Source organism: Micromonospora sp. LOL_023, from assembly GCF_048060115.1.
Taxonomy (GTDB): domain Bacteria; phylum Actinomycetota; class Actinomycetes; order Mycobacteriales; family Micromonosporaceae; genus Micromonospora_E.
The window spans coordinates 24559-43230 of sequence record NZ_JBHMIM010000039.1 but is presented as its reverse complement, the minus strand read 5'-3'; the positions used below and the strand labels follow the sequence as shown (position 1 = coordinate 43230).

The following is an 18672-nucleotide window of genomic DNA, read 5'->3' as shown; positions in this document are numbered from 1 at the left end:
CGAGGTCGTCAGTACAACCAGCTGAGCTCAAGCTCGTCGATGGCGTTGCCGACGTGGACCTCGGCCAGGAAGCGGCGCATCAGGCTGCCCGGGTCGGCGGCGTCCTCGATCTGGATCAGCATGCCGCGTCCGTGCGCGACGACGGCGTCGAGCACCAGGCGTTCGAGTTTCTCGGCGTTGACCGGGCCGGGCCGGCAGCCGCACGGCGCGCCGTACGCCCGGCCGCTCAACGTCTGCAGGCAGACCAGCCGGCGGTCGCAGCCGACGCAGGTCAGCAGCCCGTCGAGCGGAAACTCTGACCGACCCACGCGGTCGACGCGGGACAGCCCGGTCGGCGGTACGTGTCCGCCGTTGGTGGTGTGCTCGCTCATGTTCGCAACCTCCGTCACGAGATACCGGATTTCATGAATTCACCCTTGTGGCGGACCACGTTTCCAACCCTGGTACGGCAGACTCAATCGTGGACGCCGGCTCGTCTCCACTGTGATGTGGCGATTTCGGCGACCAGCCCGGCCAGCGGTTCCTTTCTGAAACATTGGCGCGGGTGATAGGTGTGTCGGACGAAAGGAAGGTGAAGCGATGCCGGTCACCGGACCGACTGTGGTGCGCCGTCAGCTGGGGCGACGGCTGCGCCGGCTACGTGAGGAGGCGGCCCGCACCGAGCAGGAGGTGGAGCGGGCCAAGGTCTGTTCCCGTACGACGTTGTGGCGGATCGAGAACGGCAAGTTCCCGGTCAAGATGAACACCGTTCGCGGTCTCTGCTGGTTCTACGGTGCCGACCCGGAGACGACGGACGCGCTGACCCGGCTCGCCGGTGCCAGCGACGAGCACGGCTGGTGGGAGTCGCACGGCGACGCCGTACCGGACTGGTTTCGCCTGTACGTCGGTCTCGAAGCCGCCGCCACCGAGATCGGGGTCTATGACCCGGAGGTGATCCATGGCCTGTTGCAGACGCCCGACTACATGCGTGCGGTGTTCCGTGCCACCTACCCGGACGCGCCGCAGGAGAAGATCGAGGGTCTGGTGTCGCTGCGGCTGGATCGGCAGATCTCCTACTACGACCGCGAGGAGCCGGCCCGCATCATCGCCATTCTCGGTGAGGGCGCGCTCATCCGCGAGGTCGGCGGACCGGCGGTGATGGCCGAGCAGCGCGCCCACCTGGCCGGGCTGGGTAGACGGGTCCGGGTGGAGATCCGCGTCCTGCCCTGGTCCGTCGGCGCCCACCCGGCGTTCTCCGGCCAGTTCATCTTGCTCGACTTCGCCGACCCGGACGACCCGGACGTCGCCTACGTGGAGTCTCATATGGGCGCTCGTTACCTGGAGCGGCCGGAGGAGTTGGCGGAGTACCGTCGAATCTTCCGGCTGATCCGCCAACAGTCGGTCCCGATCGAGGAGCACCTACGATGAAGCCCGACACCCCCTGGTTCACCTCCAGCCGCAGCGCCGGCAACGGTGGAGCATGCGTCGAGGCCCGCCGGCACGCCGGCCGGGCCGAGGTACGCGACAGCAAGGACCGCACCGGCCCCACCCTGACCTTCACCACCCGCCACTGGGGCACCTTCACCACCGCCCTACAGACCGGCACCCTCCCCCACTGACCACTACCGATCGCCCTGTCCCCCGCCCCTTCCCGGGGTGGGGGACCGTCGTCCTCCTGGCACTGGTGACGCGTGAACGTCCTTGATCCCGACCGAACCTGGGACGAAGCAAAGTACTTCGCACTGGGCCAGACACCTGACCGGACCGAGCTGGTCGACGGTCGTCTGTGGATCAGCCCGGCACCGAGCAAGCGCTATGTGGCCAGGTTCGGATTGGTTCACTGGGTCCAGACGGTGCCCCGTGCCTGGTATTCGAGGGCTTCCTCGACCCGGATGGCGACGTCCGCGCCCAGCAGGCGCTTCACCAGGTGCAGCCCCAGGTCCAGGCCGGAGGTGATACCAGCAGCGGTGACCAGGTCGCCGTCGTCGACCACGCGGGCGTTCTTGACGATGCCGCCGCGCGAGGTCAGCTGCTGCTTCGCGACGGTGTGCGTGGTGCAGGGGCGGCCGTCGACCAGGCCGGCCACGGCGAGGAGCACCGCGCCGGTACACAACGACGACATGATGAGCCTCGGCCGGGGAGCCGCCGCCAGCGCGCTGGGCAGCGCCCCGTTTTCGATCTCCGCCCAGATACCAAGCTCGCCGGGCCGGCCGCCGCCGGGCACGATGATCACGTCGGCCGTCTCTGGCTGCCAACTGTGCTTGACCCGTACCTCGGTGCCGAATGCGGCTGTGACCAGGCGTGGCCGCCCGTGCACCATGTAGCTGACGTCGATCTCCCGTTCGGTGTACCAGCCGGCGAGCGAGAACACTTCCTTCGGCGCGATGAAGTCCTGCTCCTCGACACCGTCGAACATCACGATCCGTACCCGCAAAGGTCTATCCTTGCCGTGCGGCGGCGCAGCCTCAGCTGCCGCCTGCCCGCCGATCAGCGTGCCCAGGCCGGCGGCCATGCCACCCGTCAACATCACCCGTCGCTCCACCGTGATCCTCCTACAAAGGTCGTAGGTGGATAGTCGGCGACAGACGGCAGAAAGTTCCCAACCTGCCACGGGTGCCACCGGCCAGTTTCGGGCAGCAGCCGACACCGCTCACAACCCCGGAGGAGTCCACCTGAGCAACCAGATCCCTACCACGACGGTCACCCGGCACAGCCGGATCCTCGGGGTACGGGCGTACCGGCCGGCACGAGTGGTCACCAACCACGAGATCGCGCCACTGAGGCAAGATCGATGTGAGCGTCAGATACCCTACGCGGCGGTTTTAGGGTATCTGGTGCTCACATCGATCTTGCCGGGCAGGCGATCCGGTCGGTCAGGCGGGTTGGTCGAGGCGGGCCAGGTGCTCAGGTGACAGTTTCAGGTCGGCCGCTGCCGCCGAGTCACGGATCGTTTCCGGACGCGACGCCCCGGGGATCGGGACCACCACCGGCGCCTTCGCCAGCTGCCAGGCCAGGCAGACCTGCTGCGGGCTGACCCCGTACTCCTTCGCGACCTCAGCGAACGCGGCGAACCGCGACCCCAGGTCGGCGGCGCTGGCGATGCCGCCGAGCGGGCTCCACGGCAGGAACGCGATGCCCAGCTCGGCGCAGAGCGCCAACTCCGGCTCGCTGGAGCGGAAGGCCGGGGAGAACTGGTTCTGTACGCTGACCAGCCGGCCGCCGAGGATGTCGTTGGCCAGCCGGATCTGCTCCGGGTCGGCGTTGGAGATGCCGGCGAACCGGATCTTCCCGGCGTCGAGCAGGTCCCGGATGGCACCGATCGAGTCCGCGTACGGCACTTTGGGATCGGGCCGGTGGAACTGGTACAGGCCGATCGCCTCGACACCGAGCCGTTCGAGCGACGCCTCGCAGGCACTCTTCAGGTAGTCGGCCGAACCGTTCTGCGTCCACGAGCCGTCGCCGGGTCGCAGGTGACCGCCCTTCGTGGCGATCAGGACGTCGGACGTGTCACCGCCGAAGGTCGCCACGGCGCGGGCGATCAGCGACTCGTTGTGGCCGACGTCGTCGGCGTACAGGTGGTAGGCGTCGGCGGTGTCGATCAGGGTGACACCGGCGTCCAGCGCGGCGTGGATCGTGGCGATCGACCGCTGCTCGTCGGGCCGGCCCTCGATCGACATCGGCATGCCGCCGAGGCCGATCGCGCCGACACCGACGTCACCGATATGGCGGGTCTGCATCAGGAACTCCTCTACGGGCGGTCCGAAGGCGTGCGGCTGTCGTACCGCAACGCACAGGTTCCACCCTCTTACCCAGGAGCTAAGCTGTCCAACAGAAGGATCCGATCCCGGCGATCAGTGTTGGTGATGAATCATGGAGCTGCGTCAGCTCGAGTACTTCGTGGCGGTCGCCGAGGAGCGGCACTTCACTCGGGCGGCCGAGCGGATGCACGTCGCGCAGTCGGGCCTGTCGACCTCGATCCGCTCGCTGGAGCGGGAGCTGGGTGCCAGTCTGTTCGTCCGCAACACCCGCAGCGTCGAGCTGACCAACGAGGGCCGGGCGCTGCTCACCCAGGCCCGGCACGCCCTGGCCAACGTCGCCGCCGCCAAGGACGCGGTGGCTGCGGTGCGTGGGCTGCTGCGCGGCAAGTTGGCCGTCGGGACCCTGCAGTGTCTTGGCGCTGTCGACCTGCCGGCGACGCTGGCCCGCTTTCACAGCGATCATCCTGGCATCGAGATCCGGCTTCGGCAGGGCGGGTCACCGGATCTGATCGAACGGGTCCGTACCGGCGACCTCGACCTGGCGTTCGTCTCCACACCCGCGAGCCCGGTGTCCGGCGTAACGCTGGCCCCGATCCGCGCCGAGCCGATGGTGCTGGCCTGCGGGCCGGACCATCCGCTCCACGATCGCGCCGCCATCGATCTGCGCGACCTGTCGGGCGAGACCTTCGTCGACTTCTCACCGGGCTGGATCACCCGGGACGTGGTCGACCAGGCGATGGCGACCCTCGGCGCCGAACGGCGGGTAGCGTTCGAGGTCAACGACGTGCACTGGCTGCTCGATCTGGTCAGTCACGGGCTGGGCATCGCCGTCGTACCGCGGTTCTTCACCACCAAGCGGACCGCCGCACGCTTCGTGCCGATCGTCGACCCACCGCACTGGCATCTCGCGGTGGCCACCGCGAGCGGGCGGCATCCCAGCACCGCCGCGACCGCACTGCTGTCCCTCGACGATCTCCGCCCCAGACCGGCCTCCGCCCGCACCACGCCACCGCCATCGACAGCCGGGGCCGCAACGGCATGGTGAGACAGGTTACCGACTGGCTGCCTGCCGGGTCTGGGCCCGGCACTCAGGTGAAGCGGCCAAGGTCGAGCCGTGGGATGGTGAACTCGGCGCCCAGGTGGAAGTAGACCGGCCACACCTGGCGCGGCCAGCGGTACTGCCGGACCGACCAGATGCCGAGCCCCACCGAGATCTCCTGCGGCAGTTGCGCGCCGAGCAGGACGATCGCCTCCGGGGCGGCGGCGGCCTGATCCGCCACCCACTGGGCCGCCGCCGCGACGATCGCCGGATAGTCAGCCCACCGGTGCTGCGTCTCACCGGGTTGCGGCAGGTAACGCCACTCCCGCAACGACGTCGACGTGGTCGCCGGCAACCTTAACCCGGCCGCGTCGTGCAGCTCGAGGACGAACGGCTCCCGGTTGTCCGCTGTCGCCGCGTCGTCGTGGGCGGCCCGGTCCGTGACGTCCACCGGCAGGCTCGGCAGCGGCCCGAACCGGTTGTGGTTCGTCCGCAGCACCAGCAGCAGCACCTCCGGCAGCGGGTCCGGCGGGTCCGGCGGGTCCGGCGGGTCCGGCGAGAATGCCTCCGCCGGCGGTTGCCCGGGCGTCGTACCCGGCTGCCCGTTGCGGGTGACCTGGAGCAGCACCGGGTGACGTCGTACGTGCAGCTCGCCGAACAACCCGTCGCCGGGGCGGTCGATCTGCCGTTGGAACGAGTGTCCGTCGTCCTGGGTCGGCCGCGCCCCCAGCGGTCCCTGCCGGCCGAAGCTGTCCCGCTGGCGTACCCGCAACGCCCGTCCCCGGTTGAGCGTTGTCGTCCGCTGCCCGAACGCCACCGCGACCGGCCATGGCGCCCACAAGAACAGCGAACGGTCCAGCGCGGCATCGCGGCCGTCCGGGTCGTAGGCGGCCACCTGGAAGTGCCGGACCAATGTGTCGACGTCGTCGCCCCAGCGGGTCGCGTCCGCACCGTGCGGCCACACCGCCGCCCGGTCGAAGCCACGCAGCGGCGGCACCGGCCGGAACACGGCGAACTGGTCCCGTACGTCGCGCAGGAAGCCGTCCTTGTGCTCCGGGTTCCACCCGGCGGCCGTCTCGTTGACGACGTACGCGACTCCCAGCCGTTCCCGCAGCCGGTTGCGCCACCACCAGAGTCCGGCGCCGGCGGCGACCGTCACCACCGCCAGGACGCCGAAGGTCGTCAGCCAGGCACCCCGGGCCCAGGACCAACCCTCGACGGCCAGGTCCGGCGCGATGCCGCCGGTCGCACTGAACGCCGCCGTCGCGACCGTGAAGAAGATCCCGATGAAGCCGGCCCCCGCCGGGCCGGCCAGCCACCGCCTGAAGCCGGCCAGGTGAACGACGGTACGGCGGACCGGTCGCTCCTGCCCGGGCTGCTGCTGTTCCACGCCAGACACAGCTCACCTCGTCGTTGTCGCCCAGTGCGGTCAGCCGACCGTAACCATTCGACCGGCGTACGCAATCCTCCGGGCGGATCTTCCGTCAGTTCCCCCACGAGAGTTGGGCGACATCTCTGGTCACCAGGTCTGCCCGGAGTGACTCCGGCAGGACCAGGACCTCGCGGTCCCGGTCGCTGAGCAGGTCGGCCTCGCCAGTCCTCCGTCGGTCGCCCGGTGGCGGCGGCGCGCACGGTGTAGGCGAGTCTCGTCGGCCGCCGACTCCATGAGCGGGGAAGCGGTTCAGCGCCGCCCGACAGGCATCGACGAGCAGTACCAGCCGCGCCGGGCGCGGCTGGTGATGGAGGTGTCTGCGGGCTGATGTGGACGTCGGAAATCGATCGGCAATGAACACTCTCTACTGTCCAGACTGGGTGCGCACCCCGCTCGCCTATAGTAGCCACAAGAACACCTTCCGCAATCATTGGCGATGCATTCCAGGCCATGTTCCGCATTGCCGATTTCGTCTGGCATACGCGGAAACATCCGGCCGGAGCGGATCGTGCCGAAAGAAAGGGAATTGATGCGCTGGCCCCTGAAATTCCGACGGCGTCTGGTTTCTGCTGTGGTCCTCGTCCTCCTGCCGACCCTGGTCGGCACCCCCGCCCCGGCGACCGGCCGAGGACTGTCGCCGCCCGCGCCACCGGCGTTCGACCATGAATTGCTCGCCAAGGCCACCCCTGACGAGTGCTTCGTCGGCATCGGGCTGCCCTACCCTGCCGGCCCGCCGTGCGCGCAGGGGCAGGCCAAAGTCAACCAGGCGTACGTGTGGTCGCTCGCGAAGGCGGACAACCGCCTCTGGTTCGGCACCGGGGCGAATGTCAACTGCATCGTGACCGGCGCGACCCTCTCGCTCCCGACGCCGAGGATGACCGACGACTACGTCTGCGAGTTCGCGGAGAGCCAGGTCGTGAAGCAGAACCCGACCATGCCGGTCAGCGTCGGTGACCACCGGCAGCCCCGGGCATTCGTCTACGACCTGTCCGCCGGGGCGCTGACGGAGAAGACCTCGGACATCACCAGCGCGTCCCCGGACGATCTCTCCAGGCTGCGCCGGACGTTGGGGCTGCGGGCCGGTGGCACGCACCAGGGTGTGGTCCTGCTGGCCGGGCCTGCCCTCGGCGCGACGGTCAACATGTTCGCGTTCGACACCGCGACCGGCGAGTACCTCGGGTCGGCGAACTTCACCAAATACGGCAACATCCGTCACTTCCTGGTCGCCGACGACGCGCTGTACGCCGGAGTCGGGGTCGGCCCCAACGGCCGCGACGGCGGATACATCCTGCGCTGGGCCGGTGACCGCGACGACCCGTTCAACTTCGTCGAGGTCGGCCAACTGCCGGCACAGGTCGCCGACCTCGAGTCGCACGACGGCCGGGTGTTCGTCAGCACCTGGTCGGCGGCCGGCGGATCGTCCTCCGCAGCGGCGGCGACCCGACCGGACCCCGACGCGGTGCCCGTACACGTCGGCGTCGTCCCCACCGACCAGGCCGATCCCGGGATCGCCGGAGTGTGGATGAGTCCACGGCTGCGCGACGGCGAGCCGGGCCTGACGGCCGAGGACTCCGGGCAGTGGACGCAGGTGTGGAGCGCGGCGTCCTACGAACCAGACCCGATCATCGCCGGCTCGTACGGCCTCGGCGCGCTGGCCTCGTACGGCGGCTACCTCTACTGGGGCACGATGCACGTGCCGATGAAGTCGACGGCCATGGTCGCCGAGGCGTATCCGCCGATGAACGAGACCGCGGCCCGGACGACGCTGGAACGGTCACAGCGGGCGGTGAGCATCTTCCGCGGCAGGCGGTTCGGCACCGCCCTGGAGAACACCGAACTGCTCTACGGCCAAGCGGTCCTGCCGGCGTACAACCCCACGGCGGACTACGGCGTCGGCGCCTGGCAGTGGGCACTCACCGGCTACCGCCCGAAGTACGGCCGGATGGGGTTCGGCAACATCTACAACAACTACACCTGGACGATGGCCGTCTCGGACGGGAAGTTGTTCGTCGGCACGATGGACTGGAGCTACCTCGCCAAGGACCTGCTGCCACAGGCCGCGTTGGAGATGGGCTTCCGCGGCGCGGCCACCAGGCTGAGCGACGGACTGAACCCGATCACGATCGACCCGGAGCTCTACGGCGGCGACCTGTGGATGTTCGACTCGACGCGGAGGCGGGCGACGGCGGTGAACGCCCAAGGGCTGGGCAACAACCTCAACTACGGCTATCGCACCATGGTCGCCGACGGCTCGACGCTCTATCTCGGCATGGCGAATCCGATGAACCTGCGGACCGACCCGACCGACGACGTACCCGAAGGCGGCTGGGAGCTGATCAGGCTCACTCCGGCCGGAGGCTGACGAGTCTCGCCGGGTGGCGGGCGCGTGGACCGTCGACGGTCCACGCGCCCGCCACCACCCACCCGCCCCCGCCCGGTCGCCGGGGTGCGGTTGTCAGAGCGGCCACAGGATCGTCGGTAGGCCGGTGCCGGTCACCACGAACCCGATGGCGACCGACTGGCCCGGCGCGAGTGCGCCGTTCCAGCTCGTGTTGATCAGGGTGTAGTGCGGCGTGGTCGTCGCGACCTGGGTGCTCCACGCGCTGGAGAGGGATGATCCGGGCGGCAGCGTGAAGGCCACCTCCCAGCCGGTGATCGGCACGGTGAAGTCGTTGGTGACGACCACCTCACCCACATAGCCGCTCGGCCAGGCGCTGGTCTGGGTGAACGTTGCCGCCGTCGCCTGCGCCGGTGAGGTGACGGCCAGGGTCGCCGCCACGCCCACCGCCAGAGCCACGAGCACGCCGATGAACTTCCGCACGGGGATCACCACCATCCACTTGATTTCCCGAGATGACCCGACCCTACGACACCAGATCGGCGATCGTAGATGTCATTTTGTTCGCCATAATCGAATGTGCAAATGCCGTGTCGAATCAGTCCGGCAAGCATTCGGCATATCAACCACAGTACTCCGACTGATCGCTCATACCCGACATGCAACGGCAGCCAAGGTACGCGAACCATGGAACGTCCGCGTACTGGTTCTTCTGGGCGAACTAGCCGGCGACCCACCGGCTGAATCAAAAGGTCGACCTGCGCGAAACGCCCGGAGCCCGGCGGTGTGCCGCAGCTCCGGGCGGTGTTCTCCGGCGCTCAACTACAGGTTCAGCGTCCAGCTGTCCAGGTAGCCGGTGTCCAGGCTGGCCGAGTCCTGCACCCGCAGCTTCCAGGTGCCGTCGGCGACCTCACTGGACAGGTCCCGGGTGTAGGTCTGGAAGATGTTGTCGGCGCTGCTGCCGGTCCGGTTGTGCAGCACGTACGCGCTGCCGTCCGGGGCGATCAGCGAGACGGTCAGGTCGCCGATCCAGGTGTGGTAGATGTTCACCTCGATGGTGCTGGTCGCGCGGGCGTTGCCCACACAGCCGTTGATGGTGACCGAGCTCTCGAAGGTGCTGTTGTCACTGATCGGGAAGTCGGTGCTGTTGGTCTGCGAACAGCCGGGCGGGCCGTTGACGGTGAGCGTGAACGGTGCCGAATGGGCGGTCTCTGGTCCGGTGCCGGCGACGGTCAGCGGATAGACGCCGGGCACCACCGTGGTGGCGGTGCTCAGGGTCAGGGTGGCCGAGCCGCCGGAGGTGACCGACGCCGGGCTGAACGACGCGGTGGCACCGGCCGGCAGACCGCTGACGCCGAGGGTGACGGTGTGCGGGGCACCGACGGTGGTCGTGGTGCTGACCGTCGCGGTCACCGAGGAACCCGGGTCGAGAGCGCCGGCGGTCGGGGCGACCGCGAGGGTGAAGTCCTGGGTGGGCGGCACGATGTTGCCGACGTAGAGCAACTCGTTGGGCGACCCGGTGCCCGGGCTGGTGACGACGCCGCTGGTGGCGTCGGCGACCATCAGGTCGCGGATCTGCTGCGGGGTGTAGCCGGGGTTGGCGGCCAACGCGAGGGCGGCACCGCCGGCGACGTGCGGGGCCGCCATCGAGGTGCCGCTGATGGTGTTCGTGGCGTTGTCGCCGGTGTGCCAGGCGGCGGTGATGCTGCTGCCCGGGGCGAAGATGTCCAGGCAGGTGCCGTAGTTGGAGTAGCTGGCCCGCGCGTCGATGCTGGTGGTGGCGCCGACGGTGATCGCCGCGAGGGTACTGGCCGGCGAGTAGTTGCAGGCGTTGGCGTTGCTGTTGCCGGCCGCCAGGGAGTAGACCACGCCGTCGGCGATGGAACGGTCCACCGCATCGTTGACCGCTTGGTCGCGGACGCCACCGAGGCTCATGTTGGCCACCGCCGGCTCGCCCGGCTCGTGGTCGGCGGTGACCCAGTCGATGCCGGCAATGACCCCGGCGTAGGTGCCGCTGCCGCTGTTGTTCAGCACCCGGACTCCGACCAGAGTGACGTCCTTGGCCACGCCGTACGCGGTGCCGCCGACGGTCGCCGCGACGTGGGTGCCGTGGCCGTTGCCGTCGTCGGCGCTGCCGCCGTCGATGGCGTCGAAGCCGGTGACCGCGCGTCCGCCGAAGTCGGTGTGGGAGAAGCGGATACCGGTGTCGATGATGTACGCGGTGACGCCGGATCCGGTGTTCGGATAGGTGTAGCTGTTGTTCAGCGGCAGCGCCTGCTGGTCGATGCGGTCCAGGCCCCAGGAGGGGGTGGGGCTCTGGGTTCCGGCGAGGGAGACGGTGCGGTTCTGCTGGACGTACTTCACCGACGGGCTGGCTGCGAGCCGCTTGGCTGCCCGCTCGCTCAGCCGGGCCTCGAAGCCGCGTAGCGCGTCGGTGTAGGTGCGCACCACCGCGCCGTCGTGGCGGGCGGTGAGGGTCCGGGCCGCAAGTTTGACCCCGCGGCGGGTCACCTGCTCGTCCTTGAAGACCACGATGTAGGAGTCGGTGACGGTGGTGGCGGCACCGGCGTAGAGGACCTGACCCTCGGCCGGCGCGGCGTTGGCCGGCGCGGCGAGGGCCACCGTCACGGCGGCCACCGCGGTGGCGGTGAGTGCGAGGCGCCAGTGGCGCCGGGATGGCCGGGAGAGAATCATCTCCCGCCTCCTTTCGATTCTCGACGAGCCTGTTTTTGACAGGCCAGCCGATGACCGTGGACCTGACTGACACAGATATTAAACGCTAAACAGATCGATGTAGAGGTATGTGATTTTCTCTCACGTTCGCGTACGCTGGTTCTTTTTGCCCACCCAATTTCGCCCCGTCGAATCACACACCATACCCGCCAGAAAAGGCAGATGAATGTCAAGATTCCGCAATGACAGTCAGGCAACTGACGGTCAAGAAACTGTCAGAACTCACCAGGCGCGGATGCTCGCCCACCTTCGAACCACGGCCAGGCCAGGTTCAGCCCGGAACCGGCGGTGGATCAGCCCACCGACGGGTATACGCCTGCGGCGTGCAGCACAGCGCGATTGTTCTCCCGCAACTGGGCGAATGCCTCGACTTCGTCGACGAACCTGTCGAGCTCGACCGTGGTGAGCGTGCCGGAGACCACCGCAGAAAGGGCCACGTCGGCCCGGTAGACGTACGACGCGTTGCCCTGCAAGGTGGCCTGCCAGGCCGACGCCTCCCCGGCCAGCCAGGCCGACGCCACCCCGCCCGGGTTTCGCACAGTGATCCGTTGCTCCGCATCGGCCCTGCCCAGCCGGGAATAGACCGCGCGGGCGGCGACGACCCCGGACCCGCACGACGGGGTCAGCCCGGCACCCCGCTCGTACGTCTGCACGTAGATCTCGCCGCCGTCGATCTCGCCGCCGTCGGTCTCGTCGCCGTCGAGCGCAAGGATGAACGACAGGTTCGCCCCACGCGGCACGACCCCGGTCGCGGCGGCGATCCGTTGCCCGGTGGCGACCAGCTCCGCCTCGTCGAACTTCTCCACCACCGCGACCAGATGGTCGTTCGGCACCGCGAGCGCGGTCAACCCCAGCCTCGGATGCAACGCCGGCAACGGCTTGTCGACGTGCGGCTGCCCCACGCCGACCACCGGCTCAGCCGGGTCGAAATCCACCCTCGGCATCTCGACGGCGGTCTGCCGTACTCCCTCGGGCGTCGCCGGCGCGCGCAGCACCACGAAGTCGGCACCGCCGGCCCGGATCACCGCCCGATCGGCATCGCGGGTGTCCAGCACCAACCGACCGACACACCGCATTCCGTTTCCGCACAGCCTGGCGAACGAACCGTCCGGATTGAAGAACGCCGCCTGCGGCACGCTCGGGCCGAGATCGACGAAGTAGACGCCGTCACCGCCGCCGAGCGGACCGGACCGGTCACACAACTGGCGCACCAACCGCGGCACATCCGCGTCAGCGGCGTAGTCCCCCGGCCGGCCCTCGATCACCAGGATGTCGTTCTGCGAGCCGTGCGCCTTGAGGATCGGCAGGCTGGACCTCATCTGAATCTGTGCTCCCACGCTCGCGACTCGCCGGTGTCGACCGGCCGGCGACCAGTCTACGGCGGCAGCCAGCCCGCCCTGATCTGTCCGCCTCTGGTGAACTTCGTACCCATGTCGCCCGTGAGTTCTGGTGAGACGTCGACGCGGACCGCCCGTCGGCGCGCCGACGGAAGGACAGGACACATGGCGGACCGCAGACGTACCACGATCGGCGCGACGGTATCGGCGGCGGCCGTGGTGGGCGCGCTCGCACTGGCCACCGGCCTGGCCGCCGCCGGTCAGGCCGGCCCCGACGCGGCCGGGACGGACGCCCCGGATTCCGTGCCACCACCGCCGGCGACGCCACTGGTCGACACGGTACGGCTACCCGACGGCTTCCAGCCCGAGGGCATCGCGATCGACCCCGGCGACAAGACGGCGTTCTTCGGGTCGCTGGCCGACGGGTCGATCTTCCGTGCCGACCTGGTCACCGGAGCCGGCGAGGTGATCGGCACCGCGCCCGGCACCCCGTCGGTCGGGATGGCGCTCGACGGACAGGGTCGAATCTTCGTCGCCGGTGGCCGCGCCGGCGATGCCCGGGTGGTCGACCCCGACACCGGCGACGTGCTCGCCAGCTACGACCTCGCCGCCGAACCGGAGAGCTTCGTCAACGACGTCACCGTCACCGACACGGGTGCCTTCTTCACCGACTCGACGAACCCGGTCGTCTACCACCTGCCGTTCGACGCGGCGGGCGAACTGCCCGCCCCGGCGCAGGTCCGGCGGATCCCGCTGACCGGCGACATCGTCTACGGCGACGGCATCAACGCCAACGGCATCACCGCCAGCCCCAGCGGCACGAACCTCATCATCGTGCAGTCCAACACCGGGCTGCTGTTCACCGTGGACCCGACGACCGGGGTCACCGACCGCACCGGCATCGTCGACGTCAACGGCGACGGACTGCTGATCGGCGGCGACGGACTGCTGGTGCTCGGGCAGCGCCTGCTCGTCGTGCAGAACCGGGCGAACACCGTCGTGGAGCTGCAGATCAACGCCGCCGGCAGCCAGGGCGACATCGTCGGCCGGATCACCGACCAACGGTTCGACGTGCCGACCACGATCGCCGACGCCGGCGACCTGCTCTACCTACCGAATGCTCGGTTCGGCATCGAGGTCACCCCGGACACCGAGTACGAGGCTGTCGCGATCGACCGCCCGTGACGCCAGCGATGTCGGTACGGGTGGGTAGCGTGCGCCACCGTGAACGCTGTCACGACATACCGGTACCTGCGCCCGTCAGCGCTGGCCGACCGGGACCTGACCCTGCAGACCAGCGGCGGGCCGGCTGCCAACCCGAGATTCTTCACCGGTTTCCTGACCAGACCGGTGGCGGCCGCCGCCGGGTTGCTGGCCGTCGCCGAGGTGGCCCGGACCCGGTACTTCCGGCCAGCCTCGACCCGGTGGTCACCGGGAGCCGCGACCGGCTTCGGTTCGAGTCGTTCTCCGGATGCTGCGGGGTGTACGCCCGACTTGACGTGCACCCGGCCGGGCTGGACGGCGAGTTCGTCGCGTACGGCACCACCAACGTGGACGTCAATCCACCGTTGCGCGACGCGCTGGCCCGGGTCGGCGGGCTGGATCCGCTGCACCTGTCGGTCGGCCCCGACGACCTGACAGTGTCGACGATGGACACCTCAGTCGTCGAGCGGAAGGTGCCGCTGCCGCGCCGCTGGCTACGCGGATTCGCCGAGGTTCAGGTGATCGCGGCGGCGATGGACCTACGGGCGGAGATTCCGGGCGCCGTGGCGGCGACGTTCCTGCGGCGGTTGCCCCCCGCCGGGGACCGGTCGGTGTTGTGGGCGTTGCCGGCCGGCCGGTCACTGCGGCTGACCTCCCGGGCCGTGCCGGGTGCCGTCTGCCTGGCCGGCGCCGGTCGGCTGGCCGCCCTGTGTGGTGGGCTGCTGCGGCACGCCACCGCGTTGCGGGTGTACGGGCCGGCGGTAGCGGCCGGCGCGGCACCGGTGGCCAGCGTCTGGCTGCTGGACCTGGGCGGGACGAGCCTGTCGCTGACCCTGTCTCCGGAGCCGGCCCGTGGCTTCTCCGGCGAGGGCGGTGTGCTGGCCGCGCTGGCCAGCGATCACACGGCCGACGACGCCGACCTGGTCAGCGCCCTGCTGAGCTGGGATCCGACGATCAACGTCGACGCGCTGGTCGGCGCGGCCGGTATCCCCGCCCAGCGGGTACGCGCGGCGCTGGCGCTGCTGGGCACCGCCGGACGGGTCGGCTACGACGTCGCCCAGGCCGGCTACTTTCACCGGGTGCTGCCCCACGACCCCGGCCGCGCCGAGCGGGACAACCCTCGGCTGGCCGGTGCCCGCGCGCTGGTCGAGACCGGCGCGGTGACCCCCGACGACGCCGGCGCGACGGTACGCCACCGCGACGAGGTGTACCGGGTGCGGCGGCTGCCGGACGGCTCCCACGCCTGCACCTGCACGTGGTGGGCGCGGCACCGGGGCGGCCGGGGCCCCTGCAAGCATGTCCTCGCGGCCACGATGGTCGCCGCGCCCATGGAGGCGACGGCGTGACCGACCCACTCGACTTCCTCCGCACCGGCGACGTCGCCGCCGCCACCGCCACCGTCGACGGCCTCGACGACACACAGCGCCGCCGGCTCGGCGTTGACCTGGTGGCCCATGTTCGTCGCCGCCGCGACGAGTGGTGGAGCAGCTGGCATGCCACCGCCCTGGCCGTCGCGGCGGTCGGTTGCCTGCCGACCGCCGCCCAGGCCGCCGAGGTGCTGGGCCGGCGCAACGTTTCGCTGCGGCAGGTGCCCGCGACCCCGGTGGTCGAGGTGGCCCGGCGACGCGGGGTCACCTGGCTGGCGGACCTGGCATACCGGCTCGCCGCGCGGGTCGACCGGTCCTCGCCCGGTGCCAGCTGGCGGTTCGTCGCCGACCTGCTCCGTGCCGAGCAGGCACCGCCACCGACCGAGGAGCAGTTCGTCCTCGGCTGGGCGGCGATCGTCGGTCGGCCCACCGAGGACGAACGGCGGGATACGCTGGTCGACCGGCTGCGTCAGGACCCCTGGCTGGACTCGCTGGCACCTCGGCTGTTCGAGGTGGACGGACTCGGCGACGAGTGGACCTGGGCCCTGCTGCTGCCCGACGACGAGATCCGGCCGGACGGCAGGAACCGCACGCTGAAGCTGCCGGCGGCGCTGGCGCAGTTGGCAGCCGATGGCCGGCTCGACCGGTCGATGCTGCTCGACGGCACGCTCAGCCGGCTGCTACGTGGTGAGCGGCCGGCCGCGCTGCGGGTCTTCGTCGCCCTGCACGACGAGCTCGCGCCGACGGTGTCGCAGATCAGCGACCGGCTCGCGACGTACCTCCGGTTGCTGGCCGACGGCGCGTCGACGACAGCGGCGCTGGCCCAGCGGATGCTGCGTCGGCTACCCGAGGTCGACCTCGAAGCACTGCTCGACACGTCATCGGCCGTTCTGCTCCGACCGGAGAAGACCCTGGTACGCGCACAGCTGAGCTGGCTGGACCAGCTCGCCCGCCGCGACGGCGCGCAGGCGGCGCGGGTCGCCGAGGTGCTGGCGGTCGCCGCCGAGCACCCGGCTGTCGACATCGCCGACCGGGCGCGGGCGCTCGCCGCCCGGCACGGACACCAGGTGACCGGCCCGGCCGAGACCCAGTTCGTCGGTGACACGCTGCCGTCGGCGGCGACACCGGCGGCGGTGCCACCGCCGATCACGCACCCGGACGAGCTCGCCGAAGAGGTCGCCGCGTTGTTCGGCGATGCGACGGCCGACCCGCTGGCGCTGGAGCGGATCCTGGCCGGTGTGCTCCGATTGGCCACCGCCGACCGGGCCGCCCTGGTGGCCGCGCTGACCCCGGTGCTCGACCGGGCAGGTGCGATGACCTGGTCGTCGCTGCCCGAAGCCAGGTTCGGCGGTCTCGCCGGGGTGCTGCGGGTCGTCGCCGACAGCAACGATCCGGTCCCGGCGCGGGGCTGGGCGGCGCTGGTGGCGGCGTGGGGTCGGGAGCAGACGTCCGGGCAGCGGCCGGCCGACCTGCAGCAGGCGATGCTCCGCCGGCTGCTGCGTACCCGGGTGGCGGAGATCGGCCAGGTCGTCGACGGCCGCGCCGCCTCGCCGACCGGCGTCCCGGCGCTGCTCGCCGCGCCGACCCTCGTCACCGGCGCGATCGAGCCGGCGGCACTGTTCGACCGGCTGGCCCGGCTTGGTGAGCGGCCACCGGGGCCGGCGGACTTCACCCAAGCGCTGCTGCGGCTGCCGGCGGTCGTCGACGAGCCGTTGGCGGCGAAGGCCTCCGCACTGGGTACCCAGTCCGGGCAGACGCTGGCCGCCTGGTTGCGCGCGGGCGGGCTGCCCCGGCCGCACTATCGGCTGGTGACGGTCAACCGGCGGGAGCGCCATGGCAGCTACGACTTCCGCTACGACCGGTTGCCGGCGCGGCGGCGGCTCGTCGAGGTGGCAGCGCCACCCGGGGCTCTCGACCGACACGGACTGCTCGACGTGAGAGCCCGACCGGTCGACGCCAGGTCGGTCGACGACGAGACCTACTGGCCGACGCAGCTACCCGGCTACCGGGGGCTGGTCGCCGCGTACGCCCTGCCGTTGGTCGCCGGTTGCGCGGACCTCGACGAGCCGGGCGGCGCGATACTCCTGCCGCTGCTCGCCGAACGCACCGGCGAGTCCGGGCCGGCGCTCGACCTCGCGGTGGCGTACGGGCTGGCCGCCCGGCACGAGCCCGACCGGGTTGCGGCCGTCGACGCGGTGCTGGCGCTGGCTGCGGACGGCGGGCTCGACGCCGCAGCGGTGGGGACCCATCTAGGGTCGCTCGCCGCCGACGGAATGATCGTGCTGACCCGGGTCGCCGCTGCGCTGCGGGACGCGACGGCGGCCGGGGCGCCGCTGACGGTCTGGCGGATTCTGGCCGCCGCGCTGCCGCCGCTGCTGACCTGCCGACCGACGCCGCGGGGGCTGCCGGACCTGCTGGCCCTGGCCGCGCGGAACGCCGTTGTGACGGGAGTTCGCATCGAGGTGCCAGGGCTCGCCGACGTCGCCGCCCGGGGCGGATCGAGTCGACTGGTCACCGAGGCCCGCCGGCTTGTCGCCGCCCTCAATTCCAGTTCCGGCGGCTCGGCCGGGTGAAACGGTACTGCTGGGCACCGTCGAGGCGCCCAGCAGCATGTCCGTCGTCGTGGTCTGTCAGGGTCCGCCAGGTCACAGCTGCCAGCTCGGTGCCGTCCCGACCGTCGACGGCCTTCTCGGCCCGCTGCTACCCGTGCCGACCTGGGTGTTGTGGGCGCTCGGCGCGCTGCCGGGGCTGGTGCTGGCCGGTGCGACCGCCATGGCGCGACGGCGGACCGGACAGCGGGTCAGTCCTCGGCGCGCCAGCGGTAGTACTCCTTGGCCAACGCGTCCACCGGTCCGCGCCAGGTGTCCTGGTTGTACGGGCCGATGTACGGACTCAGCTCCGCCATGATCTTGCCGAACTTCGGCTTGTCATGGATCCGCGCGTCGTCTTGCGTGTGCGCCACCGAACGTTCCAGCAGGTGCACGTAGACGTCGTCGATGGAGTAGAGCCACCGGGCGGTCACGCTCATCTCCACCGGCAGCGTGCCCGCGTCGGACTCGGTGAAGATCTGCGCGACGTTGTCCTGCGCGCCGGGCTTGATCCGCCCGACGATGACGGTGAGATGCCGTTGGTCGGAGTCCGCCTGGGCATCGGCCGATCCGGCCGGTGCCTCCCATCGGTAGAACTCCTTGGCGACCGAGTGCGACGGGTTCTGCCACCCCCTCGGGTACGGGGTGACGTACGGGCCGATCGCCTCGGCGATCTCCTTGAACGCGGGTAGTCCCCGGTTCTGCCCGGACACCGCCGGGTCCTCGTTCCGTTCGACGATGTGGATGTACAGGTCGTGGTGGGACATCAGGATCCGGCCGATCACGCCGAAGTCCTGCGGCCGGGTGGCCTTGTCGTAGTGGCCGAAGACCTTGGCGATCTTGTCTTCGCTGCCGGGCACCATGCGGCAGACGATCACGTTTCGGAAGACCATGACTT

The 18672-nt window shown here is 70.4% G+C and carries 16 protein-coding genes; 7 read left to right on the top strand and 9 right to left on the bottom strand.

Annotated features, from left to right (window positions below; translation table 11 throughout):
- Positions 1-8 precede the first annotated feature (8 nt).
- Positions 9-371, bottom strand: a complete 363-nt coding sequence (locus ACFHVL_RS20590; RefSeq protein ID WP_416629903.1) for a hypothetical protein — start codon at positions 369-371, stop codon at positions 9-11.
- Between the two features lie 208 nt (positions 372-579).
- Here ACFHVL_RS20590 and ACFHVL_RS20585 point away from each other — a divergent pair, with 208 nt between their 5' ends.
- Positions 580-1407 carry a DUF5753 domain-containing protein gene (locus tag ACFHVL_RS20585; RefSeq protein WP_416629902.1) on the top strand — a complete coding sequence of 276 codons (828 nt, stop codon included), beginning with the start codon at positions 580-582 and terminating at the stop codon, positions 1405-1407.
- Positions 1404-1598 (top strand): DUF397 domain-containing protein, encoded by a 195-nt coding sequence (locus tag ACFHVL_RS20580; protein WP_416629900.1) that lies wholly within the window; start codon positions 1404-1406, stop codon positions 1596-1598. The genes ACFHVL_RS20585 and ACFHVL_RS20580 overlap by 4 nt, the downstream gene beginning before the upstream one ends.
- A 218-nt stretch (positions 1599-1816) precedes the next feature.
- On the opposite strand, the gene ACFHVL_RS20575 is transcribed toward ACFHVL_RS20580, so the two are convergent.
- A complete protein-coding gene (locus ACFHVL_RS20575; protein ID WP_416629898.1) occupies positions 1817-2521 on the bottom strand; it encodes a DJ-1/PfpI family protein in 705 nt (234 codons plus the stop codon).
- 331 nt (positions 2522-2852) lie between these two features.
- Positions 2853-3716, bottom strand: a complete 864-nt coding sequence (locus tag ACFHVL_RS20570; RefSeq protein WP_416629896.1) for an aldo/keto reductase — start codon at positions 3714-3716, stop codon at positions 2853-2855.
- A 133-nt stretch (positions 3717-3849) separates the two neighbouring features.
- On the opposite strand from ACFHVL_RS20570, the gene ACFHVL_RS20565 reads away from it, so the two are divergent.
- Positions 3850-4782, top strand: coding sequence for a LysR family transcriptional regulator (locus ACFHVL_RS20565; protein WP_416629894.1), 933 nt, complete (start codon positions 3850-3852; stop codon positions 4780-4782).
- A 43-nt stretch (positions 4783-4825) separates the two neighbouring features.
- Here ACFHVL_RS20565 and ACFHVL_RS20560 read toward each other — a convergent pair whose 3' ends face one another.
- Complete coding sequence (locus ACFHVL_RS20560; protein ID WP_416629892.1) at positions 4826-6175, bottom strand: hypothetical protein; 1350 nt, start codon at positions 6173-6175, stop codon at positions 4826-4828.
- 604 nt (positions 6176-6779) lie between these two features.
- Here ACFHVL_RS20560 and ACFHVL_RS20555 point away from each other — a divergent pair.
- Positions 6780-8570, top strand: a complete 1791-nt coding sequence (locus tag ACFHVL_RS20555) for a hypothetical protein (RefSeq protein WP_416629890.1) — start codon at positions 6780-6782, stop codon at positions 8568-8570.
- 93 nt (positions 8571-8663) lie between these two features.
- On the opposite strand, the gene ACFHVL_RS20550 is transcribed toward ACFHVL_RS20555, so the two are convergent.
- The 3 genes from ACFHVL_RS20550 to dapF form a co-directional block, all read right to left on the bottom strand.
- The gene (locus ACFHVL_RS20550) at positions 8664-9029 is read right to left on the bottom strand and encodes a cellulose binding domain-containing protein (protein WP_416629888.1); all 366 of its coding nucleotides are present in this window, start codon (positions 9027-9029) and stop codon (positions 8664-8666) included.
- 339 nt (positions 9030-9368) lie between these two features.
- Positions 9369-11240, bottom strand: a complete 1872-nt coding sequence (locus ACFHVL_RS20545) for a S8 family peptidase (RefSeq protein ID WP_416629886.1) — start codon at positions 11238-11240, stop codon at positions 9369-9371.
- A gap of 332 nt (positions 11241-11572) precedes the next feature.
- Positions 11573-12598: a diaminopimelate epimerase gene (dapF, locus tag ACFHVL_RS20540; protein ID WP_416629884.1), complete on the bottom strand. Its 1026-nt coding sequence runs from the start codon at positions 12596-12598 to the stop codon at positions 11573-11575.
- A 183-nt stretch (positions 12599-12781) separates the two neighbouring features.
- Here dapF and ACFHVL_RS20535 point away from each other — a divergent pair, with 183 nt between their 5' ends.
- From ACFHVL_RS20535 to ACFHVL_RS20525, 3 genes are all read left to right on the top strand, one after another.
- Positions 12782-13801: an SMP-30/gluconolactonase/LRE family protein gene (locus ACFHVL_RS20535; protein ID WP_416629882.1), complete on the top strand. Its 1020-nt coding sequence runs from the start codon at positions 12782-12784 to the stop codon at positions 13799-13801.
- A gap of 239 nt (positions 13802-14040) precedes the next feature.
- Positions 14041-15165 (top strand): SWIM zinc finger family protein, encoded by a 1125-nt coding sequence (locus tag ACFHVL_RS20530; RefSeq protein WP_416629881.1) that lies wholly within the window; start codon positions 14041-14043, stop codon positions 15163-15165.
- Positions 15162-17759 carry a hypothetical protein gene (locus ACFHVL_RS20525; RefSeq protein ID WP_416629879.1) on the top strand — a complete coding sequence of 866 codons (2598 nt, stop codon included), beginning with the start codon at positions 15162-15164 and terminating at the stop codon, positions 17757-17759. Before ACFHVL_RS20530 ends, ACFHVL_RS20525 begins: the two co-directional genes overlap by 4 nt.
- Positions 17760-17831: 72 nt before the next feature.
- On the opposite strand, the gene ACFHVL_RS20520 is transcribed toward ACFHVL_RS20525, so the two are convergent.
- Positions 17832-17960 carry a hypothetical protein gene (locus ACFHVL_RS20520; RefSeq protein ID WP_416629878.1) on the bottom strand — a complete coding sequence of 43 codons (129 nt, stop codon included), beginning with the start codon at positions 17958-17960 and terminating at the stop codon, positions 17832-17834.
- 26 nt (positions 17961-17986) lie between these two features.
- The gene (locus ACFHVL_RS20515) at positions 17987-18667 is read right to left on the bottom strand and encodes a TcmI family type II polyketide cyclase (RefSeq protein ID WP_416629876.1); all 681 of its coding nucleotides are present in this window, start codon (positions 18665-18667) and stop codon (positions 17987-17989) included.
- Positions 18668-18672 lie beyond the last annotated feature (5 nt).